This is a genomic window from Microbacterium sp. 22303, from assembly GCF_052045265.1.
Lineage (GTDB): Bacteria > Actinomycetota > Actinomycetes > Actinomycetales > Microbacteriaceae > Microbacterium.
This window is the reverse complement of the sequence record NZ_JBQEOQ010000006.1, coordinates 222,018-246,805: the sequence shown is the minus strand read 5'-3', so window position 1 is coordinate 246,805 and position 24,788 is coordinate 222,018. Positions and strand designations below refer to the sequence as shown.

The window sequence follows — 24,788 nt, the reverse complement described above, 5'->3', positions numbered from 1 at the left end:
ACTACCGACGGTAGGGGACAATGGTCAGATGACCGTCTCCCTGCTCGGCGCCGCCGACATCCGCCGGCTCGCGGCCGAACTCGATGTGACGCCCACCAAGAAGCTCGGCCAGAACTTCGTCGTCGACGCGAACACGGTGCGCAAGATCGTCCAGGCCGCCGATGTGCAGCCGTCCGAGCGCGTGGTGGAGATCGGGCCCGGCCTCGGATCCCTCACCCTTGCGATCCTCGAGACGGGGGCGGCGGTCACGGCCGTCGAGATCGACCACCGTCTCGCCGCGCGCCTGCCGCAGACCGCCCTCGAACGTGGCGTGCCCGAGGGGGCGCTGACCGTGGTCGATGCCGACGCGATGCGCGTGACGGCACTGCCGGGGGAGCCGACGGTGCTCGTCGCGAACCTGCCCTACAACGTGTCGGTGCCCGTACTGCTGCACTTCCTCGAGACATTCCCGTACCTCCAGCGCGGCGTCGTGATGGTGCAGGCCGAGGTCGCCGAGCGGCTGGCCGCGAAGCCCGGCTCGAAGATCTACGGCACGCCCAGCGTCAAGGCCGCCTGGTACGGTCCGTGGAAGCTCAGCGGCACGGTCTCCCGGCAGGTGTTCTGGCCGGTGCCGAACGTGGACAGCCTGCTCGTCGGGTTCCATCGGGATCCGCAACCGCGCGGATCCGAAGAGGAGCGCCGTCGCACGTTCGCGATCGTCGACGCCGCGTTCAACCAGCGTCGCAAGATGCTGCGTCAGGCGCTGTCCGGCATCTTCGGCAGCTCGGCCGAGGCATCGGCCGTGCTCGAGGCGGCGGGTGTCGCACCGACCGCGCGTGGCGAAGACCTCACCGTCGACGACTACCACCGCATCGCGCTGGCGGCGCCGGTCGCCTGACCTTGTCGAGGTCGCCCCAGGGCAAAGTTGTGCCCTCCCGGGATCGGGTTCCCGAGAGGGCACATTCACTTCGACTGGAGGTACCTTCATGTCGGCCGAGTCCCCAGTCCCGGTCGACATCCTCAGCTGAGGACTAGACAGTAACACCGGATGGCCTTGTCCCCCAAATGGGGGACAAGAACAAATGCTGAGAATTTGCCGTGAATGGCGCGGCGGGCACGCTCGGGAATCGCTTCGCGCGTGTCTCGAGGGCATGCAGCCAGGTGATGACCGAGCCGAAGGCGAGCGCTTCGAACACCGTCAGAGTGAGCAGGCCCGCGACCAGACCGGCCATGCCGAGGGACAGCACGACGACCGCTCCGATGGCGATGCGGTCCAGACTCCGCGACAGACCCCGCAGGTAGCGGCGATGCAGGAGCAGCAGGCCCGCGGAGGAGGCGAGTGCTCCGTTCGCCGCGCGCTCGTGCGCGAAGATGTTGAACGAGAGCGGCAGCACCCCGATCAGGATGAGGCTGAGACCGAGGGTCGCGATGAGCAGCGGCACGAGGGTGGGAGCAGCACTGTGCGCCCGGAATCCCGCGGCGGAAGCGGCACGGAGGCCGCGCATCACGGGCAGCGCGGAGAGCGCGATCACGATGCCGGTCAGCACCATGCCGCCGTTGAACAGCAGGCTGGAGGCGTCGTCCATCGCGCCGAGTCGGCTGAAGCAGGACAGCCACCAGCGCGGGTCGGACGTCGTCAACGCGGCCGCGGGGATGCTCGCGCAGAGCACGCCTGCCGCGATGAGGACGAGCGGTAAACGCCGGTGCCGGTGCATGACGATCCTGTCGCCGCACGCTCGGGCGAATGCACTGGCCGGGTTTGGATCCGCACTCGGGCGAGCGTGATCGGACGCGGATCGGGCTCGGTCCGCGGTTGGCGGATCATCATAGCGATCCTGGGATGCCACGGCGAGCGGTGCGGCCGCGGGGAGGCGTCGTCTCCTGCGCCCCCTCGCGTCGGACCAGCGCCGAGAAGGACCGGCGACGCTAACCTGGGACGGTGACCGAGCCGCGCTTCCGCCCAGACGTCCTCGACATCCACCGCCCTTACACGGCCGCGGCGGACCGCTATGAGGGAGCCCATTTCCGGCAGGTCGGAACCTCGGGTCTCTATCTGCCGGCGATCTCGCTCGGGCTGTGGTGGAACTTCGGCGACAACATCCCGCTGGACGACCAGCGCGCCCTGTTGCGGCACGCCTTCGACCGGGGCATCACGCACTTCGACCTGGCGAACAACTACGGTCCGCCCTACGGATCCGCGGAGAAGAACTTCGGCCGCATCTTCGCGGAGGACTTCCGGCCCTATCGCGACGAACTGATCATCTCGTCGAAGGCCGGCTGGGACATGTGGCCGGGACCCTACGGCGACCTCGGCAGTCGCAAGTACATCCTGGCGAGCGCCGAGCAGTCGTTGACGCGGATGGGACTGGACTACGTCGACATCTTCTACTCCCACCGCGTGGATCCGGTCACCCCGGTCGAGGAGACCGTCGGCGCGCTGGACACCCTGGTCCGCCAGGGCAAGGCCCTCTACGTCGGGATCTCCTCGTACAGCGCGGAGCGCACCGAGGCCGCGATGGACATCGCCCGGGAGCTCGGCACGCCGCTCGTGATCCACCAGCCCTCGTACTCCATCCTGAACCGCTGGATCGAGGACGGCCTCACCGAGACGCTCCGCGAGGAAGGGATGGGTGCGATCGCGTTCACGCCGCTCGCACAGGGGCTGCTCACCGACAAGTACCTGGGCGACGGCACCGCCGCACGCGCCCAGAAGCGCGGCTCGCTGCCGGACAAGCCCCTCAGCGATGAGGGGCTCGCCGTCCTGCGCGCCCTGAACGACCTCGCGAGAGAACGCGGGCAGAGCCTCGCCCAGCTCGCGCTGCAGTGGGTGCTCCGCGACGGCGTCGTGGCCTCGGCGCTCATCGGCGCCTCGCGTCCGGCGCAGCTCGACGAGAACCTCGCCGCCCTGGACGCGCCCGAGCTGACCGCGGCGGAGATCGCCCGCATCGACAGCATCGCCGGCGCGGGCCTCGACGTGAACCTGTGGTCGGTCTCATCGGAACTGTGAGCCGATGAGCATCGCAGAGGAGCAGTCGGACGAGCAGCCGCTGCAGCGCGTGCACGTGCGCGCACCGGGGAAGGTCAACCTCTTCCTCGGAGTCGGAGATCTCGACGAGGACGGCTACCACGAGCTCTCCACGGTGTTCCAGGCGGTGTCGCTCTACGAGGATGTGATCGCGACGCACGCCGACGACTTCACGATCAGCGTGTCGGGCGTCGCGGATCCGTCCACGGTCCCGCTCGACGACCGCAACCTCGCCATGCGCGCGGCCAAGGTGCTCGCCGCGGCCACCGGCTACGACGGCGGTGTGCATCTGGACGTGCACAAGACCGTGCCCGTCGCGGGCGGCATGGGAGGAGGGTCCGCCGACGCCGCCGGCGCTCTCGTGGCCTGCAACGAACTGTGGCGCACGGGGCTCGACCACGGTCGCCTGCACGAGCTGGCGGCCCGCCTGGGCGCTGACGTGCCCTTCTCGCTCATGGGCGGCACCGCCGTCGGCTCGGGGCGCGGCGACGTGCTGACGCCGGCGCTGTCGCGGGGCCGGTACGAGTGGGTGCTGCTCCTCGACGACGAGGGGCTGTCCACGCCGGCGGTGTACCGCGCCTTCGACATGGTCACGGCCGAAGACCTGCAGAGCGACCCGGAGGGCCACGCTCAGCGGCGCCGGCTGGACCCCGTGCAGGTGCCGCCGTCATTCTTCGAGTCCCTGCTGTCCGGCGAGGCGTTCGAGCTCGGGCAGAGTCTGCGCAATCAGCTGGAGGCCGGATCCTTCCGGCTGCGGCCGTCGCTGGAGGAGCTCATCGACGAGGTGGTCGGCGGGGGCGGCGGGCCGGTCGTCGGAGGGATCGTGTCGGGTTCCGGCCCCACCATCGCCTTCCTCTGCGAGACCGCCGAGGGCGCGGACGCCACGGCCGAGCGACTGCGCGGATCGGGGCGCACGGCCCTGCGCGCGCACGGGCCGGTGCGCGGGGCGCACGTGGTCTCCGCTGACGACTGAGCCGGGCAGCGTGCGCGCCGAGGGCTGCGACCCCATAATGGACTCATCCATGTGACCGTGCACATCGAGGAGGCTATGCATGTCGACCTCCTCCGAGCGTGCCCGGATGCCCAGCATCCGCGACGTCGCGCGGCTGGCCGGCGTCTCGCATCAGACCGTCTCGCGCGTGCTGAACGACCACCCCAGCATCCGGCCGGAGACCAAGGACCGGGTTCTCGACGCGATCCGCGTGCTGGATTACCGACCGAACGTGGCGGCGCGAGCGCTCGCCACGAGCCGGTCGAACATGCTGGGCATCCTGTCCGCCACCACGGGGGAGTTCGGCCCGACCTCGTCCATCGCGGCGATCGAGGACGCCGCGCGGGCCGAGGGCTATTCGGTGAGCACGCTCAATCTGCCCGACACGACGCCCGAGGTCATCGGCGCGGCGGTGCGCCAGCTGGTGCGGGAGTCCGTCGACGGGATCGTCGTGCTCGCGCCGCAGGTGCGCGTGTTCAACGTGCTGCGGGGGATGGCGGTGTCGGTGCCGTTCGTCAGCCTGCAGACGGCGTCCGGCTCCGACGGCTTCAGCCATTCCGCTGATCAGCTCGCCGGAGCCCGGATGATCACCGAGTACCTGATCCGGCTCGGGCACAGCGACATCCTGCATCTGGCGGGGCCCCAGGACTGGATCGAGGCGGAGTCGCGCATGCGCGGCTACCTCGACGCGATGCGCGATGCCGACCTGCCGACGATCCCGCCCATCCGCGGCGACTGGACGGCCGACTTCGGATACTTCGCGGGCCAGGAGCTCGCCCGGCGACGCGACTTCTCGGCGGTGTTCGCCGCGAACGACCTCATGGCGATCGGGCTCATGCACGGCTTCCGAGACGCGGGGCTGCGGGTGCCGATCGATGTGAGCGTCGTCGGTTTCGACGACATTCCGGTGGCCGCACATGTCGCGCCGCCGCTGACCACGGTGCATCAGGACTTCGCCGAGCTCGGCCGACGTGCGGTGCAGATCCTGCTGGCGCAGTTGCGCGGGGAGACGGTGCCGACGTTCGGACCGGTCGTCCCGGTGCTGTGCGGACGCGAATCCGCCGCGTCACGGTAGGGACACGAAATGGGCGGTGTGACTTGACACTGTCCGCCCGGGCGGTGCACGATGTATCCCGATGTGAACGGTAACATTGACCGTAACATCACCGGACCTGGTATCGAAGGAGATCCGTGAGCGAGACGACGACGCTGCCCACTGTGGCCGGACCGATCCTCGAGATGCGCAGCATCACGAAGGAGTTCCCGGGTGTGAAGGCCCTCTCCGATGTGTCGATCACTGTTCGCACCGGCGAGGTGCACGCCATCTGCGGTGAGAACGGCGCGGGGAAGTCGACCCTGATGAAGGTGCTGTCGGGCGTGTACCCGTACGGCAGCTACGACGGCGAGATCCTGCTCTACGGACAGGAGCAGCGCTTCAAGGACATCGCAGCCAGCGAACATGCCGGAATCGTGATCATCCACCAGGAGCTCGCGCTCATCCCCGAGCTGTCCATCACCGAGAACATCTTCCTCGGCAACGAGATCCGCCGCGGCGCCCGCATCGACTGGACGGCGCAGAAGCAGCGCACGGTCGAGCTGCTGGCCCGCGTCGGCCTCCGGGAGGACCCCGACGTCGCGATCAAGCACCTCGGCGTCGGAAAGCAGCAGCTCATCGAGATCGCCAAGGCGCTGAACAAGGACGTCAAGCTGCTCATCCTCGACGAGCCCACCGCGGCGCTCAACGAGAACGACTCGCAGCACCTGCTCGACCTGATCCTCGGCCTGAAGGCGAAGGGGATCACGTCGATCATCATCAGCCACAAGCTCAACGAGATCGAGCAGATCGCCGATGAGATCACGATCATCCGCGACGGACGCACGGTCGAGACGCTCGACGTCGGCCGCGGGGAGATCAACGAGGACCGCATCATCCGCGGCATGGTCGGCCGTTCACTCGAGAGCCGCTATCCCGATCGGACCCCGGAGATCGGCGACGTCTTCTTCGAGGTCAAGGACTGGTGGGTGCGCCACCCCAGCGTGTCCGAGCGCATGGTCGTGAAGGGCTCCAGCATCGAGGTGCGCCGCGGCGAGGTCGTCGGCATCGCGGGCCTCATGGGCGCAGGCCGCACCGAGTTCGCGATGAGCATCTTCGGGCGCTCCTACGGCCAGTTCCTCTCCGGCACGATCATCAAGGACGGCCAGGAGATCTCCCTCCCGGACGTGCGCAGCGCGATCAGGCATGGGCTCGCCTACGTCAGCGAGGACCGCAAGGTCCTGGGTCTCAACCTGCTCGACACCATCAAGCGCTCGATCGTATCGGCCAAGCTCTCCAAGATCTCCCGCAACGGCGTCGTGAACGACGTCGAGGAGGCGCAGATCGCGGAGCGCTACCGCAAGTCGCTGCGCATCAAGACGCCGACCGTCGACCAGGGGGTCGGCACGCTCTCCGGCGGCAACCAGCAGAAGGTCGTGCTGGCGAAGTGGATGTTCACGGATCCGGATCTGCTGATCCTGGACGAGCCCACCCGAGGTATCGACGTCGGCGCGAAGTACGAGATCTACGGCATCATCAACGAGCTCGCCGCACAGGGCAAGGGCGTCATCGTGATCTCCAGCGAGCTGCCCGAGCTGCTCGGCATGTCCGACCGCATCTACACCGTGTTCGAGGGACGCGTCACCGACTGCCTCCCCGCATCCGAAGCCACCCCGGAGGCGCTCATGCGCAGCATGACCTCCCTGACGCAGAAAGCATCCGCATGAGCACCATGACCACTCAGACCCCGCCGACGACGACGCCGGCGCCCGAGGAGGGCTTCCGCTTCCGCGACCTCGGCAAGATGATGGGCGGCGGCCAGTCCACCAGCCGTCAGTTCGGGATCCTCGGATCCCTGGTCGTGATCATCATCATCTTCCAGATCTGGACCGGCGGGCTGACGCTCTCGCCCGGCAACCTGATCAACGTCGTCAGCCAGTACTCCTACATCCTGATCCTCGCGATCGGCATGGTGATGGTCATCATCATGGGCCACATCGACCTGTCGGTCGGCTCGGTCGCCGCGTTCGTCGGCATCATCGTGGCGCAGTCGATGGCGAACTGGCACTTCCCGTGGTGGGCGGCGATCCTCCTCGGCCTGGCGCTCGGCGCCCTGGTCGGCGCCTGGCAGGGTTTCTGGGTCGCTTTCGTGCGCGTGCCCGCGTTCATCGTGACCCTGGCGGGCATGCTGTTCTTCCGCGGTGCCAACCAGTGGTTCGGCCAGTCGACCTCCGTCGCCGTGCCCGCGGACTTCCAGTGGATCGGCGCCGGCTATCTGCCCGAGCTCGCCGTGCCCCTCGCCTTCAACGTGCTCACGATGGTGCTCGCGCTGCTCGCGGTGGTCTGGGTCGTCGTCTTCGAGGTCTTCCTGCGTCGCTCGCAGCGCAAGGCCGGCACCGAGGTCGCACCGGTCTGGGTGAGCGTCGTCAAGGTCGTCATCCTGTCCGCGCTGATCCTCGTCGCTGGCTGGCTGTTCGCCACCGGCCGTCCGGGCACGAGCTTCCCGATCTCCGGCGTGATCCTGCTGCTGCTGGTCATCGTCTACACGTTCGTCACCCGCAACACCGTGTTCGGCCGCCACCTCTACGCGGTCGGCGGCAACCGTCAGGCCGCGCGCCTGAGCGGTGTGAAGGACCGCTGGACCGACTTCTTCGTGATGATGAACATGTCCGTGCTCGCCTCCGTCGCCGCCATGATCTACGTGGCCCGTGCGACGGCCTCCGGCCCGCAGGACGGCAACGGCTGGGAGCTCGACGCGATCGCCGCGGTGTTCATCGGCGGCGCGGCCGTCTCCGGCGGCATCGGCACCGTGATCGGATCCATCATCGGTGGTCTGGTCATGGCGTTCCTCAACAACGGCATGGCGCTGCTGGGCTTCGGCGCGGACGTCGTCTCGATGGTGAAGGGCCTCGTGCTGCTGCTCGCGGTCGCCGTCGACGTCTGGAACAAGCAGCAGGGCCGCCCGTCCCTGACCGGTTTCATCACCCGACGGTTCTCCCGCGCGGAGGAACCGTTCAGCACCACCGCTCCCGGCAGCGCGAGCGGCAAGTAAAAGAGGTCCGGGCCGTTCGCGGCACGATCCTGCATTCACCTGAGATGCACACACCAAGAGAGAAAGAGATCCCAATGAAGAAGATCCTCCTTTCGGCGACAGCGGTCGTCGTCGCGGGTGCCTTCGCCCTCACCGGCTGCTCGTCCGAGCGCGGCGGAACCCCCGCTTCGAGCGGTGCGGCAGCGAAGGGCTTCGCCGCCGACGCCAAGATCGGTGTCGCCCTGCCGGACAAGACCAGTGAGAACTGGGTGCTCGCGGGCAAGCTGTTCACCGACGGTCTGACCAAGGCGGGCTTCAAGCCCGACGTGCAGTACGCGCCGGCCAGCAACACGGTCGCCGAGCAGCAGAACCAGATCCAGGCCATGGTCACCGGCGGTGCGAAGGTCATCATCATCGGGGCGAAGGACGGCAAGCAGTTGTCCACCCAGGTCAAGGCGGCGCACGATGCCGGCGCGACCGTGATCGCCTACGACCGCCTGATCGAGAACACCGACGCGGTGGACTACTACGTCGCGTTCGACAACTTCAAGGTCGGCCAGCTGCAGGGTCAGGCCCTGCTCGACGGTCTCGCCAAGCGCGCGGGTCACCCGGCGCCGTACAACATCGAGCTGTTCTCCGGATCCGCCGACGACGCGAACTCGGCGGTCTTCTTCAAGGGCGCGATGGATGTGCTCGAGCCGAAGATCAAGGACGGCACGCTCAAGGTCGTCTCGGGTCAGACCGAGATCACCCAGACCGCGACCGACGGCTGGAAGGCGGAGAACGCGCAGCGCCGCATGGACGCGCTGCTCACCGCCAACTACAGCTCCGCCACGATCGACGGCGTGCTGAGCCCGAACGACACCCTCGCCCGCGCCATCATCACCTCGGTGCAGCAGGCCGGCAAGCCCGTCCCGGTGGTCACCGGTCAGGACTCCGAGGTCGAGTCCGTGAAGTCGATCATGGAGGGCGTGCAGTACTCCACGATCAACAAGGACACGTCGCTGCTCGTCGCCCAGGCGATCAAGATGTCGCAGGAGCTGCAGAAGGGCGAGAAGGTCGACGTCAACGACACGAAGTCGTACAACAACGGCGTCAAGGTCGTCCCGTCGTTCCTGCTCGCGCCGGTCATCGTGACCAAGGACAACGCCGCCGAGGCGTACGCCAACGTCCCGAACCTGCTCGACGTCGTGAAGTCGTACAACAAGTAAGTTCCTGCACCAGGCAGGGAGCTGAGGAGGGCCGCGCGGTTGCACCGCGCGGCCCTTCCTCGTTCCGGGGACGGGGCCCGAGACGGCGGCGATCGGATGCGCCTAGGCCACGTCGGGTCGGACTCGTCCTCGCAGCGAGCTCGCCGCCGTCCGTGTCGCGCGTGCGGCGCGGCGCAATGCCGCGCGCGGTCGCGTCGCCGATCCCCATCGCCAGCCCTTCGCATCGGCGAACTCGACCAGCTCGACGTCGTTCGGCTCCTCCGATGCCAGCAGCTCGACGTAGTAGCGCGCCCGCTGCGCCAGATACGGTTCGCGTCGGAACACGTGCGGCACGAACTCCTCGAGACGGCCCGCCACCTCGAGGGTCAGCATGGTGCGCATGCATTTCCAGCAGCGTGAGCAGTTCGTCGTCCGCGCCGGGTCGGGATCGATGCACACGTCGAGGTATCGCGCGTGGGGCGTTCCCGCGAGGGCGAGCGTCCTCTCGATGCGGGACAGGCCGGAACCGGTCGATTCGAGCGTCAGTGCGGGGGTCGACAGCAGCGGGAACGTCATGGCGCCCGCCAGGCCGATGTCGCCGTGCAGCGGCGGCATCCGCACGTTCCGGTAGGCGCCTTCGGATGCGTGGTACGAGCGTCCGACGCCCCCGTTCAGCAGATGCACCGCGGCCGCATTCCGGAACGTGGCCGTCTCCATGAACCCCATGTGCGGGTAGTGCACCGCGATGTTGCTGTCGACGCGGAGGAACGGAAGACCGAGATCGGCGGCGAGGGGCGCCAGCGCCCGGTAGCGCGTCTCCCACAGTGCGCCACCGCCGTCGCCGTGGGCCCCCACGTTGTTGTTCAGAAGGTGAGTGATCCGCATGCCGGACGGCACGCCGGGGCGGAGGGCGTACTCCATGAGCGTCGCGAAGCTGTCCACGCCCCCGGAGAAGCCGGTCACGACTCCGGCCGGGGCGGATCCGGCGGGGAGGACGTCATCCGACGTCACGGCGACTCTGCGGTAGCCGGGATGCACCGATCGGACGAGCGGCTGCAGGTCGTGGTTCAGCCGGTGCAGCAGGCTGTCGGTGACCGTCCCGCCCACGTGGAGGTCGCGCCCGTACCGCATCGCCGGAAGCAGAAGGGCGACGGCGACGTGGTCGGCTCGATCTCCGAGGATCGCCTCGTGCTCCCCGGCAACCGAGAACCACAGCGGATCCGCTCCCTCGATGTCCGCGGACACGCGCACCTCTCCGCTCCCGTCGCGGATCCGGCGGGGCGCCGCGGTGAGCAGGGGAGGCAGGGGATCGAGCGCCACACCGGAACAATACCGATCCCGCACCGCAGCGTGATAGGGATCCCGCACTGCAGCGTGATAGGAGTGAGGGGACTCCGCGCGAGTGCTTCATCATCCGTGGTCCGCGCGCGGCTCCGACTAGACTGGGTGGCGGATCGACGTCGCTCCACCACCCCACTTCCCTCTTGAACAAGGAGCACCCTGTGGCACTGATCGAGGCTGTAGGCGCACGCGAGATTCTCGACTCCCGTGGCAACCCGACCGTCGAGGTGGAGGTGCTCCTCGACGACGGCATCGTGCAGCGCGCCGCCGTGCCGTCCGGTGCGTCCACCGGTGCCTTCGAGGCGTACGAGCTGCGCGACGGCGACAAGAGCCGCTACGGCGGCAAGGGCGTGCTGAAGGCCGTCGAGGCGGTCATCGACGAGCTCGGGCCCGCGATCGAGGGCGTCGAGGCCAGCGAGCAGCGCATCATCGACGAGATCCTCATCGAGGTCGACGGCACCGACAACAAGAGCCGTGTGGGTGCGAACGCGATCCTCGGCGTGAGCCTCGCGGTCGCCAAGGCTGCGGCCGACTCGGCAGATCTGCCGCTGTTCCGCTACCTGGGCGGCCCGAACGCGCACCTGCTGCCCGTTCCCCTCTTCAACGTCATCAACGGCGGCTCGCACGCCGACAACGGCATCGACATGCAGGAGTTCTTCCTCGCCCCGATCGGCGCCGACAGCTTCTCCGAGGCGCTGCGCTGGGGCACCGAGGTCTACCACGTGCTCAAGGGCGAGCTGAAGGCCGCGGGCTTCGCCACCGGCCTCGGCGACGAGGGCGGCTTCGCCCCCGACCTGCCCAGCAACCGCGAGGGCCTCGAGTTCCTGGTCAAGGCGATCGAGAAGGCCGGCTTCACGCCGGGCGCCGACATCGCGCTGGGGCTCGACGCCGCCGCCACCGAGTTCTACAACGACGGCGTGTACCGCCTCGACGACAAGGACTGGGACGCCGCCTCGCTCACCGACTACTACGTGGGCCTGGTCAAGGACTTCCCGATCGTCACGATCGAGGACGCGCTGGCCGAGGACGACTGGGACGGCTGGAAGGGCCTCACCGAGAAGCTCGGCTCGGCGATCCAGCTCGTCGGCGACGACCTGTTCGTCACCAACCCGGAGCGCCTGCAGAAGGGCATCGACCTGGGTGTCGCCAACTCCCTGCTGGTCAAGGTGAACCAGATCGGCACGCTGTCCGAGACGCTCGACGCGATCAGCCTGGCGCACCGCTCCGGCTACACCACGATGCTCTCGCACCGTTCGGGAGAGACCGAGGACACCACGATCGCCGACCTCGTCGTCGCCGTGAATTCGGGCCAGATCAAGAGCGGCGCGCCCGCTCGGTCGGAGCGCGTCGCCAAGTACAATCAGCTTCTGCGCATCGAGGAGGAGCTGGGCGATGCGGCGGTCTTCGCCGGGCGTTCCGCCTTCCCGCGCTTCAAGGGCTGAGCGGCACATCCGCACATTGCTGGTCTTGTCACCGGCCAGGGGCCGCTGACGGCCTGTCTGGTCATCGGGCCGGTGGCTGATCGATAACGGAGGAGGAGTCATGACGACACGTCGGACTCCTCCTTCGTCGTCCGCCCCCGCTGCCTCGGGAGTCCGCGCGGCGGGACGCGCCGACCGGCCCGCTCCCGACCGGGCCGTCGACGTGCGGAGCTGGGTCGGCGGCATCCGGCTCAGCGGCTTCATGGTCATCATGCTGTCGCTCGTCGTCCTCGGCGCGTGGGTGCTCGTGCCCACGCTCGGCACCTATCTCGACCAGAAGCAGCGGATCGCGGCCCTGGAGCACTCGGTGCAGGTCACGCAGAAGCAGATCGACGATCTCACCGCGGAGCGCGAGCGCTGGAACGACCCGGCGTACATCACCGCGCAGGCCAGGGAGCGCCTGTTCTACGTCAAGCCGGGCGAGGTCGTCTACCTCATCGACAACGACATCGATCCCGCCGCGCAGCCCGTCGAGCAGGCCGCCGTCAGCGACACCGCGCAGGTGAAGTCGTCCGACTGGGCGGGCCAGCTGCTGCGCAGCGTGACCGGGGCGGGCCTTGCCAAGACCGCCGCGGGCTCGGCCGCGCGCTGAGGCGTCCCGCAGGCGGACCCCGTACCCTTGAGGGGTGACCACGCCGCCCTTCGCCCCGCCCACCGACGCCGAGATCGCGGTCGTCTCCGCACAGCTCGGCCGCGACGCCAGGGGAGTCGTCGGGATCGCCGCGCGCTGTGTCTGCGGCAACCCCACCGTCGTCGCGACGCTTCCGCGACTGGCCGATGGTTCGCCGTTCCCCACGTTCTACTACCTCTCGCACCCGGCCGCGGCCGCCGCGATGTCGACCCTCGAGGCCGAGCACGTGATGCCCGAGCTCGCCGCGCTGCTCGAGGAGGAGGACGCCGCAGCCGCCTATCTGCAGGCCCACCAGGCCTACCTCGCCGACCGCGCGCAGTACGGCGACGTCCCCGAGATCGCCGGAGTCTCCGCCGGCGGCATGCCGACCCGCGTGAAGTGCCTGCACGCCCTGGCCGGCCATGCCCTGGCCGCGGGGGAGGGCGTCAACCCGATCGGCGACGAGGCCCTGCGGCGTGCGCGATGGTCGCCCGAGCGCTGCGAGTGCCTGGAGCCGGGAGCCGCCCTGGGGCGGTGAACCGAGTCCGATGACGTCGACCACACGCATCCTGAACGCACGGCGGATCCGCTCCGCCGTGGCGGTGCTCGCGCTCGCGCTCGTGGCGCCGCTCGCGATCGGGGCGACCCCGACGCCCAGCCCGACCGACCCCGAGCGCACGGCGGAGTACTGGCTCGAGGGCGCGCACATCGACGCCGCGTGGAAGACCACCCGCGGTGCGGGTGTCACCATCGCCGTCATCGACACGGGCATCGCCAAGGGGCCGGCCCCGTTCGAGGGTGCTGTCACCGACGGCACCGATGTGTCCGGCATCGGATCCGACGACGGCCGGACGCCGCTCGGGCCGCTGGACAGCGATCACGGATCCCGGGTCGCCTCCTTGGCCGCGGGCAGGCCCAAAGCCGACGGCACCGGCATGATCGGCGTCGCGCCCGAGGCGAAGCTGCTCTCCATCTCGCTCGGATTCGGAACCACGGCGCCGGTGCCGTTCACGAAGCAGGTGGCGGATGCGATGAAATGGGCCGTCGACCACGGCGCCGACGTGATCAACCTCTCGTTCACCACGAACACGCTGGAATGGGACCGCAGCTGGGACGATGCGTTCCTCTACGCCTTCCAGCACGATGTCGTCGTGGTGGTGGCCGCGGGCAACCGCGGCAGCGGCACGGCCATGGTCGGCGCCCCCGCGACGATTCCCGGCGTGCTCGCGGTCGGGGGAGTGGATCAGCACGGCGTCGCCAGCAAGGCCGCCTCCACGCAGGGCATCTCGATCGCGGTCTCGGCCCCCAGCGAGTCGCTGCTCGGCGTCGATGCGAACGGATCGATCGAGACCTGGAACGGCACAAGCGGCGCGGCCCCCATCGTGGCGGGCGTGGTGGCGCTCGTGCGTGCGGCGCATCCGGACATGGACGCGAACAACGTGATCAACCAGATCATCCAGACCGCCCGTCCGGCGCCGCAGATGACGGCGCATCCGGATCCGCTGTACGGCTACGGGCTGATCGACGCGGCCGCCGCGGTGACCGCGTCGCTGCCGTCGGTCGATCAGAACCCGCTCGGCGACCTCGCCGACTGGATCCGCCTCAACCGCCGCGCCGAGGCTCCCGCGCCTGCCGCGCCGACCTCGACGCCGGTCGCGATCCCGCCTCTGCCGGAGGCCGATACCCCGACCAAGGCCACCTCGCCGCTGATCCCCAGCCCCGATTCGCTGCTGTACGGTACCCTCCCGCTCGTGGCGCTCACCGTGCCTGGTATCCTGATAGCGCTTGGCGTCACCGCTGCTGCCCGGCGCATCCGTTCGGCGCGCGCATCTGCACGCCAAAATCCCGATGACTGAGGAGTAAGCCTCCGTGACTGAGAGCACCGTGGCAAAGAGCGCTGCCGCGCCCAAGATCCTGATCGTGGGCGGTGGTTACGCCGGCTTCTACACCGCGTGGAAGCTCGAGAAGCATCTCCGCAAGGGCGAGGCCGAGGTCACGATGGTGGACCCGCTGCCGTACATGACCTACCAGCCCTTCCTGCCGGAGGTCGCTGCCGGGTCGATCGAGGCGCGGCACGCGGTCGTGGCCCACCGCCGCCACCTGAAGCGCACGAACGTGGTGACCGCCAAGGTCACCGGCATCGATCACGCCGCCAAGGTCGCCACGATCACGCCGTCGCTGGGTGAGCCGTACGAGTTCGCCTACGACCAGATCGTCGTGACCGCCGGCGCCGTCTCGCGCACCTTCCCGATTCCCGGGATCGCCGACAACGCGATCGGTCTCAAGACCATCGAAGAGGCCGTCGCCGTGCGCGACAAGCTGCTGTCGAACTTCGACAAGGCCGCCTCGATCCCCGCCGGACCCGAGCGGGACCGCCTGCTCACGGTCGTCGTCGTCGGCGGCGGATTCGCCGGCATCGAGGCGTTCGCCGAGCTGCGCTCCTTCGCATCGTCGCTGATCGCGAAGTACCCGCAGCTGTCGTTCGAGGACACGCACTTCCACCTCATCGAGGCGATGGGCCGGATCATGCCCGAGGTCTCGCTGAAGACGAGCGAGTGGGTGCTGAAGGACCTCGCCAAGCGCGGCGCGAACGTGCACCTGGACACCCAGGTCAAGGGTGCGGTCGACGGCAACGTCGAGTTCTCCACGGGCGAGGTCATCCCGTCCGACCTGATCGTGTGGACCGCGGGCGTCATGGCCAACCCCACCGTCGTGCGCGGCGGCGACCTGCCGGTCGAGGAGCGCGGCCGCATCCAGACCCGCGCCGACCTGCGCGTGGGCACCGCCGACGCCTTCGTCGAGGGGGCCTGGGCCGCCGGTGACGTCTCGGCCGTCCCCGACCTGTCCGGCGGCGGCGTGGGCGGCATGTGCGTGCCGAACGCGCAGCACGCCGTGCGCCAGGCCAAGCTGCTCGCGAAGAACCTCGTGGCGGTGCTGCGCGGCGAGACGCCGAAGGACTACTTCCACAAGAACCTCGGCGCGGTCGCCGGCCTCGGCCTCTACAACGGCGTCTTCCAGTCGGGCAACCTCGCCCTGAAGGGCTTCCTGGCCTGGATCGCGCACCGCGGCTACCACGGCCTCGCGATGCCCTCGTGGGAGCGCAAGTGGCGCGTGCTGTGGGGCTGGTGGAACAACCTGTGGCTCGGCCGCGACATCGTCGGCCTCGAGGCCGTGCAGACGCCGCGCGCCGTTTTCGACGAGTTCGCCGCCCGTCCGCGACCGGCCGCCGAGGCCGCTCCGGCCGCAGTCGAGAAGGCCAAGGAGACGGTCGGCGCCGCCAAGTAGGCCCCGTCTCGTTCAGAACGCCCCCGGATCCTCGTCACAGAGGAACCGGGGGCGTTTCGCGTCTGCAGGGGCATCGCGGCGCGAAGGCTCCGCAGGAAACGCCGTCGGAGCTGGTTGTATGTCCTCGCCGGCATGAGGGCGGATCTCGCGAGGGACGCGCGAATCGAGCACACTGCGGACTTCCGGAATTTTGGGTATTGACGCGGGAGCTTCAGGGCGAGTACCACTTGTCTCGGTATCCGCGTGGGGGAGCGCGCCTACCAGTTCTACGGAGCTGTGGCGTTCTACGGAGCTGGAGGTCTTGGTGTCGACCAGGACGGATGACAGGGGGCGGCGCGCGTCGGATCTTCCGATCGTGCGCAGCTGGCGCACACGCGCTGTGGCGCTGGTCGCCGCGTTCGCGACCGCGCTCGTCATGTCGTTCCCGGCGAGCGCCTCGGCCGTTCCGCCGGTGGCGGCACCCGCCTCGGCCCCGTCTCGGACCGCTCCCGCGACCATCGGCCTCGCTGCCGACGGCGCGAACAGCCGTGCCCGGCTCGAGGGTCTGATCGCACAGCAGCAGTTCTCCGCCTACGCGGATGCGCTGGCCGCCTACCTCGCCGAGAAGGCCGCATACGAGGCCGCACTGCAACAGGCGCAGGTGGACGCCGCGAGCCAGATCGCCACGGTCTCGGACGCAGGGACGGTGACGACGGGCACCGTCGAGGCGACGACGAGCGACACCGGCACCGTCGTGACCGTGACTCCCGCCGCGACGCCGGTGGCGACGGACCCCGCGCCGTCGAACCAGGGGTCGCAGATGCACTGCGTGCGCAGCACCGATGGCAACTCCGTCACCTGCAGCTCGGGCACGCCTGCCACCGGCTCCACAGGAGCCGGGTCGACGGGCACGGGATCCACCGGGTCCACGGGTACCGGGTCGACGGGCACGGGATCCACCGGCTCCGCGGGTACCGGGTCGAGTGGAACAGGAACGACGAACACCGGGTCCACCGGCACCGGATCGACGGGCACGGGTTCGACGGGGACGGGTTCGACCGGCACCGGATCCACCGATACGTCCTCCGGAACCTCAGGGACGGGAACCGGCAGCACGAGCCCGACTCCGGATCCCTCGCCGTCGCCGATCATGGCCGACTCCGCGCCCGCCACCCCGGTGGACGCCGCCGCGGCGCTCACCCAGGACCAGCTCGACTCCGCGGTGGCTCAGGCCCAGGCCGAATGGCAGGCCGTCGACCCGAACGCGGACTTCTCCGGATTCAGCGCGACGGTCGGCGACCTCGACCCGGGATGGCTCGGCAGCGAGGACTCCGGATCCGTCATCATCGACGCGCACGCCGCGGGATGGGGCTGGGACGTGACGTTCCCCGGCGACCCCGCCTCCGCGCACATGGACCTGCTCACGGTGGTCCGCCACGAACTCGGGCACGTGCTCGGTCTCGGGCACACGCCCGGCACTGTGATGACCCCCTCGCTCTCCGCCGGCGAGAGCTACGGCGTCGACGCGTCACTGCTTCCGGCCCCCGCCCCGGCTCCGGTCCCGGATCCGGCCCCCGCGCCGGCCGCGGACCCCACGCCCGCGCCCGTCGCCGGCCCCGCCGTCGACCCGGCACCCGTCGTCGACCCCGCGCCTGCCCCCGCCCCGGCCACGGACCCGACGTCCGCGCCGGCCGGTACCGCGACTCCCGCCGTCGCCACGAGCGATGCGAACGCGTCCGTCCCGGCGACCTCCACGACCGCCGGCACCACGCCGACGACCGCCGCGTCGGCCGTCACCACCCCGGGGCCGGTCCTCTGGAGCGTGCAGCTGCCGACCGGAACCGGAACGCTCGCTTTCCACGCCGACGGGACGGTCAGCTTCACCAGCGCGGCAGGCACCACCTCGACCAGCTACGCCGGCCTCACCGAGATCGACGTGCAGGGCGGGCACGACGACACTCTGGTCGTCGATCGCGGCGCGCTCGATCCCGCGCTCACCGTCCGGTTCGACGGCGGTGACGGCTACAACACCCTGAACTTCGCGGGCACGGCGGCCAGCACGGTCTCCCGGCCTCTCGACCAGCACTCCGGCACCGTGGTCCTCGACCGCACCACCGTGATCTACTCCCGCATCGCACCGATGAGCATGAACACCTCGACCGACGTGGCGTTCGACCTGGGCAGCGCGGATGCGACCTGCACGCTGTCGCCGTCGGCGACGGCCGGCAGCATGAACATGAACTGCCCCGGGGCCGCCGAGGTCACCGACTTCGTCATCCCGACGAGCTCGCTGACCATCACCGGCACCGGCAACGACATCCTGCATCTGCAGGGCGCCCTGAACCTGGCCGCGGCCAATCTGACGGTCGTGTTCCGGCAGATCCTCTTCGACAGCGGCATGACGCTCACCGCAGGCGACGTGTCGTTGACTGCGACGCAGACCGTCACCGGCGGACTCTCCAACGCCCTCTCCTGCCTGGTCAACGCAACCCTCGCGACGCACTGCGCCGATACGTCGATCGGCTTCACGAACGCGGCGATCACGGCGAACAGCCTCACCGCGACGGCCAGCTCCACGGTCACGCCCGATTCGTTCTACGGGATCATCGTGAGCGATCATGCCGCGGTGACCGTGCAGGGCGGCTCGATCCACACCACCGGAGCGCTGTCCCTGTCGGCGACCGCGACCGTGCCGGACTTCACGGCGAACAAGAAGTACACGGACAACCTCCTCCTCGACGCCGGGGCGACCGTCTCGGTGGGCGGATCCGCACAGCTCACCAGCGGCTCGACCGCCACGTTCACGACGACCTCCGACGTGCACGGCACGGCGAACCCGCAGGTCGACAGCGGCAAGAGCGAGGGCAGCGCGGGCGGCGACGGCAGCACGGCCCAGCAGGATGCGGCCGTGGCCACGGTGACCGTGTTCAGCAACGCGCTGACCACCCTGACCGGCACGGCGACCCTGTCCGCCACCGGCGCGGCTGCCCTGCACGCGAACAACCACGTGAACGTGGTCGCGACCGGCGACGCCACCCCGGCGAACAGCGGCGCCGGCATCGCCGTGATCATCGTCTCCCAGAACACGACCGCCTCGATCGACTCGACCTCCGGCACGGCGATCACCGCGGGCGGGCTGACCGTCGCCGCGGACAGCGACAACACCGCGACCGCGACCGCGCAGACCAGTCCGAAGGGCTCGACCGGCAACGACAAGGGCGTCAACGACCCGAGCAGGGCGAACGGCCAGGCGCAGTCCGCCGACGGCCCCGCGGGCGGCACCAGCGGCAGCAACACCGGCATCGCGGGCGCCCTCGGCGTCGTGGCGCTCACCGGCGGCACCCACGCCTTCATCGCCCCGACCGCGGGCGCCCTCGTGATCACGACGACCGGCGGCACGCAGACCGTGCATGCCGCGGCGACGAATGTGGACGCGGCATCGGCCTCCGGTGGCAGCGCGGACGGATCCGGCGGCATCGGCATCGGCATCGCCGTGAACGTCGCGACGTTCACGACCGAAGCGTACGTCGGCGGCGGCGCCACCCTCAACGCCTCCGGCGTCACGGTGGAAGCGGTCGCCCCGGGACAGTCGCAGTACGCAGCGACCGCTCAATCCGGTGCCGCCGGCGGCGGCTCGGTCGGCGTCGCCGGCTCGCTCGCGGTCAATGTCGCGATCCTGAAGACTCTTGCCGAGGTGCGTGGAGCCCCGACCGTCAACGCGGATCTCACCCTGACCGCCGGCTCGAACGTGCGGGACCGTACGGACGCGACCTCCAAGAAGGACGGCACCGGCAAGTCCATCGGCGTCGGAGCCTCGATCTCGATCGACATCGTCGAGGACAGCACCAACGCCGGCGTGGTCAGCGGCGCGACGCTCGCCGGGGCTCACGCCCTGACCCTGAACGCGACGGGCGCGAGCGACAGCGGCACGACGGCGAAGAGCGGTGCCAAGGGTGGCGGCAGCCTCACCTTCACCGCCGTGGTCGCCCTCAACGTCGACAACGTCTCCACCTCGGCGGGGATCGCGGACGGCGCGGCCCTGCACACGACCGGCGCGATCGCCGCGCACGCGAGCCAGACCGCGAAGGCGGTCACCACGGCCACCGGCGCGACCGACGGCGGTGACCTCGCGATCGGCGCATCGTTCGCGATGACCCTGGCCAAGCACCGCTCCGACTCCTCACTCGCCCGCAACGCCGTCGCCGGCGGAGGCGACGTGAGCTTCCGGGCCGACGACGCGAGCGACACCGACACCGAGGCCACCGCGAGCGTCGCGGGCGCGAAGGGCGAGCAATCCGCGAGCGACCCCAGCGGCGACACGACCACGGTGAACGGCAAGGGCGACAGCCAGGCCGGCTTCGCCAACGGGCGTTCGACTGCCAACGGCGGCAAGGGCAGCCGCTCCACGACGCCGGCGGCGAAGTCCGGCGACGGCGCCGGCGGCAGTGGCGGCACGTCGATCAGCGTCGCGGCGGCGATCGCCTTCAACATCGTCGACTCCACGTCGACCTCGCAGCTCGCAGACGGCCAGTCCGTCACCGCGACGGGCGGCCAGGTGACCCTGGCGACCACGAACACCACGCACGCCAAGGCGATCGCGACCGGCACCGCGAGCACCGGTTCGTCGCTCACGATCGGCGCGGCCGTGGCCGTCAACCTCGCGAACATCACGAACCAGGCATCGATCGGCGTCGGCAGCACCGTCACCGCACTGAACGGCCTGACCCTCACGGCACTGATGAACACCGTCCCGAACGCGACCCACACGATCGACGCCGAGGCCACGGCGGGTGCCTCCAGCTCCGACGGCACCCTGGGCCTTGCCGGCGCCTTCGCCATGAACCTGCTCAACGAGAAGACGATCGCGGCCGTGTTCGCTTCGCCGGCGGGCGGCGGCGGGGTGCACATCACCGGCGTCGGCGACGTCGTGATGACCGGCACCTCGTCGGGCAGCAGCACCACCAAGGCGGCCGCCCAGCAGGAAGGCGGAGCGACCGTGGGGATCGGCGCATCCGTCGCGCTCAACCTGGTCAACAACGACGTCTTCACCGGCTTCGACCTGAACAGTTCTGCGGCCAACGGCCCCCCGGTCACCGGAGCGCGCAACATCACGCTGAACTCGACCAACGCCGATGCGCTGACGAACGAGACCGACGCGGGTGGCAAGGGCGGCAAAGTGACCGTCACCCCCTCCGTCGCGGTATCGATCGCGAACGAATCGTCGCAGGCTGCCCTGGGGGCCGGGCCCACCATCCAGGTGACCGGAACCATCACGGTCGGCGCCACCTTCACCGGCGCCGTCGACACCACCGCCAAGGGCGACACCACTGTCGGATCCACGGCCGGTATCGGCCTCTCGCTGGCCCTCGCCGTCGTCAACCACACCGTCGACGCGCACACCGACCGCAGCCTGCAGGCGGGCGACGCCATCGGGTTCACGGCCACCGGCAGCTCGCAGACGAGGAGCGAGGCGGAGGCCTCCGCGAGCGGCGCCTCGGACGACGGCCAGGACACGAACAGCAAGGCCGATGACAACCTCGGCAACGCGAACAAGACGCAGAAGGACAACAACGCCGCGGGCAAGGATTCGGGCAAGACCTCGACCCCGAAGACCGGCACCGCCGACGGCCAGGACAACAGCGGCGGATCGAGTTCTCCGTCCCTGTCGGTGGCCGCGGCACTCGCGATCAACATCGTCACCACCGTCAGCACCGCGACCGTCGCCGACGGCCTGAGCATCACGGCAGGCGGGGTGCTCACCCTGAAGAGCTCGGCGCACACCGACTCCTCGGCGCACGGCAAGGGCGACACCACCGCGAAGGCGGCCGTCGGCGTCGGCGCGGGCGTCGGCGTCAATGCGGTCGACATCACGAACCGGGCCTCCACCGGCGCCACCACGATCGTCGCGACCGGCCTCGACGCCGAAGCCGGCATGACGGACATCGCCGACCCGGACAACCACGACGTGCTGCGGCACTGGAACGGCACCTCGTGGGACATCATCGACCGCGGCAAGGACCTGCCCGGCCCGTACGCGGGGGAGTACTTCCGGCTCACCGCCGACGACGGCTCGAACGGCAAGGGCGTGTACCAGTACTCCGCCGGCGGCAGCTGGGGCAGCGCGGTGGTCGCCGGGGCCGTGCCCGAACAGGGCAAGCTCGACGACTGCGCGCACGCCTCCACCCCGGCCTTCTGCGTCCTGACCGCGCCGAACGCCGGCCACCCGCAGGGCAGCGTTTACCGCTGGGACGGCTCCGCCTGGCAGTACGCCGGCGACCAATCGGGCGAGAAGCTGCCGACCGACGGGCCGAAGGACAAGGACTACTACCAGCTCACCGCCGACGACGGGCTCGGTCACACCGCGGGCCTGTACAGGTTCGCCAGCGGCGGGCACGCGTGGAGCTCGCTGGGCAGCACGTTCGACCACGGCATCGACCTGCCGGGCTCGCCGACCACCGACCAGATCTTCCGCCTCGACGAGCACGAGTTCGAGGCGCAGGCCGAATCCGGCGCGGGCGACTCGACCACGATCGGCGTCGCCGGATCCGTCGCGATCAACATCGTCAAGAGCCGCACCGAGGCCGTCATCCCCGCCGGTGCGTCGATAACGCTCAGCAGCGAGGATCTCACGCTGAAGAGCCGCAGCACCGAGCGCGACGCGGCCAAGGCGACGAGCAAGGCCGAGACCGGCGACTCGGTCGGTGTAGGCGCCTCGGTCGCGATGAACATCCTCGCCGGCCAGGATCCGGTGACGAACCTCCCGGCGAACCGGGTGCGCTCCGAGGTCGCGAACGGCGCGACCGTCTCGGGCGGCCGCAACGTCGAGATCGAGGCGAAGGGGTGGCGGCAGATCTCGACCGAGGTCGAGGCCGGCACGAAGACCAGCGGCGACAACCCCGCGATCACCCCGGCCGTCGCGCTCGTCGTGAGCAACCACGAGACCGTGACCGCCCGTCTCGGCACCGGAACCGCCCTGACGGTCGCGGGCACCGTCACGGTCAGCGCCGAGCACACGAACGAGGTCGACACCTCGGGCAAGGCCGAGGCCGCGAGCAAGGACGTCGCCGTCGGCGCCATCGTCGCCCTCAACGTCATCCTCGACTGGAACACGCTCGCAGCGGTCGACCGTTCGATCAGCGGCACCTCGGTCACGATCGAGGCGACCTCCGAGCTGGCCGACGCGGCCAACGCCACGGCGAGCGCCCGCGGCAGCAGCGACGGCGACAACGACTCCGACAAGAAGTCCGACCAGCAGATCAAGGACAACCCGAACGCGTCGGGCGCGACCGCCGGGAAGAGCACCCCGAAGTCGAACGACCAGACCACGTCCGCGAACAGCAGCTCGAGCGGCAAGACCGGCCAGAGCGGCGGCGGCACCGGCATCGCCGCGTCGATCGCCTGGAACTGGATCGAGGCGACCAACGAGGCGCGCATCGGCGGCGGCATCACGGTGACCGCCACGGGCGGTGCGGTGAAGGTCAGCGCGTCCGATCTGACCGGCAACACCGCGAAGGCCATCAGCACCGCGTTCGACCTCACCTCGGGCAGCACCGAGATCGGCGCCGCGGTCGGCTTCAACTACCTCAACCTCACCAACAAGGCGCACGTGCTTCAGGGCGCCACCGTGACCGGTGCCGGCGTCACCGTCGAGGCGATCACCCCCGCCGGCAAGCACGACGACTTCATCATCTGGGCGTTCGCCGCCGCCGGCGGCAAGTCCGGCACCAGCTTCGCCGCGTCGGCGGGCATCAACGTCCTCAACCTGTACACGGCGGCACGGATCGGCCAAGGCGCCACCGTCACCTCGACCGCGGGCATCGACGTCAACGCCGTCACCGACATGCGCCTGCTGAACCTCGCGCTCTCCGGTGCGCTGTCGACGAGCGGCAAGGGCATCGGCGGCGCGTTCACCGTGAACATCCTGCCCGCCGTGTCGACGGTCGCCTCGGTGTGCTCGGGGACGGATCCGACGACGGATCCCGACTGCACCGGCTCGTCCGCCGCGACGACGCTGCAGGCCTCCGGCGCGATCGGCGTCACCGCGCACCAGACGTATGCCCCGCTCGCCCCGAGCACCGGCAACAGCACGATCGACAGCCACCTGCCGGCGTTCTCGTCGTTCGCCCTCGGCGGCGCGGTCGGCGGCGACGGACTCGCGGTGAGCGCCACCATCGTGGTGGACGTGCTCCTGTTCGACACCGAGGCGTACATCGGCGACAGCGCGAAGGTCAACCAGACCGCCACGGGCGGCTCCGGCCAGTCGGTGACCGTCTCCGCTCAGGACGACACGAACATCGTGGACGTCTCCGGCGGGCTGGCCCTGAGCGGAGGATCCGCCTCGGTCGCCGGATCCATCATCGTCCTCGTCATGACGAAGGACGTGCGGGCGCGGATCGGCGCCGGCGCGAAGGTCGCCGCGGGCGGCGGGGTCGCGGTCACCGCGGTCTCGACCGAGAACCTCCTCGAGATCGTCGTCGGCGGCAGCGCCTCCGACTCGAGCGCGGCCGTCGCCGGCACCTTCGCCGTCATCGTGATCAACCCGGGGGACCACGCCACGGCGGCCACGATCGGCGACAACGCGGTCGTGCACGCCGGCGGCGACGTCGCCGTCACCGCCTCCGACCACGCCGACAAGCTCAGCATCGCCTCCGGGAACGTCGCGATCTCCACGAGCAGCGCCGGCATCGGCGCCTCGCTCGCGCTCCTCGTCCGCAACGGAAACGTCACCGCGACGATCGGCGACCACGCCGACATCGAGGCCGACGGCGCCACCGGCCTCACGGTCTCGGCGACGCAGGTCGGCGACATCCTCCTCGTCGCGGTCGCCGGGGCCGGTGGCAACA

The 24,788-nt window shown here is 69.9% G+C and carries 15 protein-coding genes (1 of these 15 only partly in view); 13 read left to right on the top strand and 2 right to left on the bottom strand.

What is annotated here, in order from left to right:
* The first annotated feature begins 28 nt into the window (after nucleotides 1–28).
* On the top strand, nucleotides 29–877 hold the full coding sequence (gene rsmA, locus ACTJI8_RS17120) for a 16S rRNA (adenine(1518)-N(6)/adenine(1519)-N(6))-dimethyltransferase RsmA (protein ID WP_440734627.1): 849 nt from the start codon (nucleotides 29–31) through the stop codon (nucleotides 875–877).
* A gap of 133 nt (nucleotides 878–1,010) precedes the next feature.
* Here the strand turns inward: rsmA and ACTJI8_RS17115 are convergent, their stop codons facing one another.
* Nucleotides 1,011–1,694 (bottom strand): hypothetical protein, encoded by a 684-nt coding sequence (locus tag ACTJI8_RS17115; protein WP_440734626.1) that lies wholly within the window; start codon nucleotides 1,692–1,694, stop codon nucleotides 1,011–1,013.
* A 224-nt stretch (nucleotides 1,695–1,918) separates the two neighbouring features.
* Here ACTJI8_RS17115 and mgrA point away from each other — a divergent pair, with 224 nt between their 5' ends.
* From mgrA to ACTJI8_RS17085, 6 genes are all read left to right on the top strand, one after another.
* Nucleotides 1,919–2,986, top strand: coding sequence for an L-glyceraldehyde 3-phosphate reductase (mgrA, locus tag ACTJI8_RS17110; RefSeq protein WP_440734625.1), 1,068 nt, complete (start codon nucleotides 1,919–1,921; stop codon nucleotides 2,984–2,986).
* A 4-nt stretch (nucleotides 2,987–2,990) separates the two neighbouring features.
* The gene (locus ACTJI8_RS17105) at nucleotides 2,991–3,977 is read left to right on the top strand and encodes a 4-(cytidine 5'-diphospho)-2-C-methyl-D-erythritol kinase (protein WP_440734624.1); all 987 of its coding nucleotides are present in this window, start codon (nucleotides 2,991–2,993) and stop codon (nucleotides 3,975–3,977) included.
* A gap of 79 nt (nucleotides 3,978–4,056) precedes the next feature.
* On the top strand, nucleotides 4,057–5,070 hold the full coding sequence (locus ACTJI8_RS17100) for a LacI family DNA-binding transcriptional regulator (RefSeq protein ID WP_440734623.1): 1,014 nt from the start codon (nucleotides 4,057–4,059) through the stop codon (nucleotides 5,068–5,070).
* Between the two features lie 164 nt (nucleotides 5,071–5,234).
* Complete coding sequence (gene mmsA, locus ACTJI8_RS17095) at nucleotides 5,235–6,755, top strand: multiple monosaccharide ABC transporter ATP-binding protein (RefSeq protein ID WP_440734742.1); 1,521 nt, start codon at nucleotides 5,235–5,237, stop codon at nucleotides 6,753–6,755.
* A gap of 5 nt (nucleotides 6,756–6,760) precedes the next feature.
* A complete protein-coding gene (gene mmsB, locus ACTJI8_RS17090; RefSeq protein ID WP_440734741.1) occupies nucleotides 6,761–8,080 on the top strand; it encodes a multiple monosaccharide ABC transporter permease in 1,320 nt (439 codons plus the stop codon).
* 74 nt (nucleotides 8,081–8,154) lie between these two features.
* Complete coding sequence (locus ACTJI8_RS17085; protein WP_440734622.1) at nucleotides 8,155–9,270, top strand: substrate-binding domain-containing protein; 1,116 nt, start codon at nucleotides 8,155–8,157, stop codon at nucleotides 9,268–9,270.
* 102 nt (nucleotides 9,271–9,372) lie between these two features.
* Here the strand turns inward: ACTJI8_RS17085 and ACTJI8_RS17080 are convergent, their stop codons facing one another.
* Nucleotides 9,373–10,569 (bottom strand): hypothetical protein, encoded by a 1,197-nt coding sequence (locus ACTJI8_RS17080; protein WP_440734621.1) that lies wholly within the window; start codon nucleotides 10,567–10,569, stop codon nucleotides 9,373–9,375.
* Between the two features lie 182 nt (nucleotides 10,570–10,751).
* Here ACTJI8_RS17080 and eno point away from each other — a divergent pair, with 182 nt between their 5' ends.
* The 6 genes from eno to ACTJI8_RS17050 all read left to right on the top strand — a co-directional run.
* Complete coding sequence (gene eno, locus ACTJI8_RS17075) at nucleotides 10,752–12,032, top strand: phosphopyruvate hydratase (RefSeq protein ID WP_440734620.1); 1,281 nt, start codon at nucleotides 10,752–10,754, stop codon at nucleotides 12,030–12,032.
* 100 nt (nucleotides 12,033–12,132) lie between these two features.
* On the top strand, nucleotides 12,133–12,663 hold the full coding sequence (locus tag ACTJI8_RS17070; RefSeq protein WP_440734619.1) for an FtsB family cell division protein: 531 nt from the start codon (nucleotides 12,133–12,135) through the stop codon (nucleotides 12,661–12,663).
* 34 nt (nucleotides 12,664–12,697) lie between these two features.
* On the top strand, nucleotides 12,698–13,219 hold the full coding sequence (locus tag ACTJI8_RS17065; protein ID WP_440734618.1) for a DUF501 domain-containing protein: 522 nt from the start codon (nucleotides 12,698–12,700) through the stop codon (nucleotides 13,217–13,219).
* A 10-nt stretch (nucleotides 13,220–13,229) separates the two neighbouring features.
* Entirely contained in the window at nucleotides 13,230–14,537 is a 1,308-nt protein-coding gene (locus tag ACTJI8_RS17060) for a S8 family serine peptidase (protein ID WP_440734617.1), read from the top strand.
* Nucleotides 14,538–14,550: 13 nt separating this feature from the next.
* Complete coding sequence (locus ACTJI8_RS17055; protein WP_440734616.1) at nucleotides 14,551–15,966, top strand: NAD(P)/FAD-dependent oxidoreductase; 1,416 nt, start codon at nucleotides 14,551–14,553, stop codon at nucleotides 15,964–15,966.
* Nucleotides 15,967–16,321: 355 nt separating this feature from the next.
* On the top strand, nucleotides 16,322–24,788 hold the start of the coding sequence (locus ACTJI8_RS17050) for an Ig-like domain-containing protein (protein ID WP_440734615.1). Its footprint extends 21,665 nt past the window's final position; the window shows 8,467 of its 30,132 coding nt (coding positions 1–8,467); it begins with the start codon at nucleotides 16,322–16,324; its stop codon lies beyond the right edge, outside the window.

Bases quoted from the DNA above. Each gene is read 5' to 3' on its own strand.
- rsmA (WP_440734627.1), top strand. From the start codon at position 29: ATGACCGTCTCCCTGCTCGGCGCCGCCGACATCCGCCGGCTCGCGGCC.
- ACTJI8_RS17060 (WP_440734617.1), top strand. From the start codon at position 13,230: ATGACGTCGACCACACGCATCCTGAACGCACGGCGGATCCGCTCCGCC.
- ACTJI8_RS17105 (WP_440734624.1), top strand. From the start codon at position 2,991: ATGAGCATCGCAGAGGAGCAGTCGGACGAGCAGCCGCTGCAGCGCGTG.
- ACTJI8_RS17070 (WP_440734619.1), top strand. From the start codon at position 12,133: ATGACGACACGTCGGACTCCTCCTTCGTCGTCCGCCCCCGCTGCCTCG.
- ACTJI8_RS17100 (WP_440734623.1), top strand. From the start codon at position 4,057: ATGTCGACCTCCTCCGAGCGTGCCCGGATGCCCAGCATCCGCGACGTC.
- ACTJI8_RS17115 (WP_440734626.1), bottom strand. From the start codon at position 1,694: ATGCACCGGCACCGGCGTTTACCGCTCGTCCTCATCGCGGCAGGCGTG.
- mmsB (WP_440734741.1), top strand. From the start codon at position 6,761: ATGACCACTCAGACCCCGCCGACGACGACGCCGGCGCCCGAGGAGGGC.
- mmsA (WP_440734742.1), top strand. From the start codon at position 5,235: ATGCGCAGCATCACGAAGGAGTTCCCGGGTGTGAAGGCCCTCTCCGAT.
- ACTJI8_RS17085 (WP_440734622.1), top strand. From the start codon at position 8,155: ATGAAGAAGATCCTCCTTTCGGCGACAGCGGTCGTCGTCGCGGGTGCC.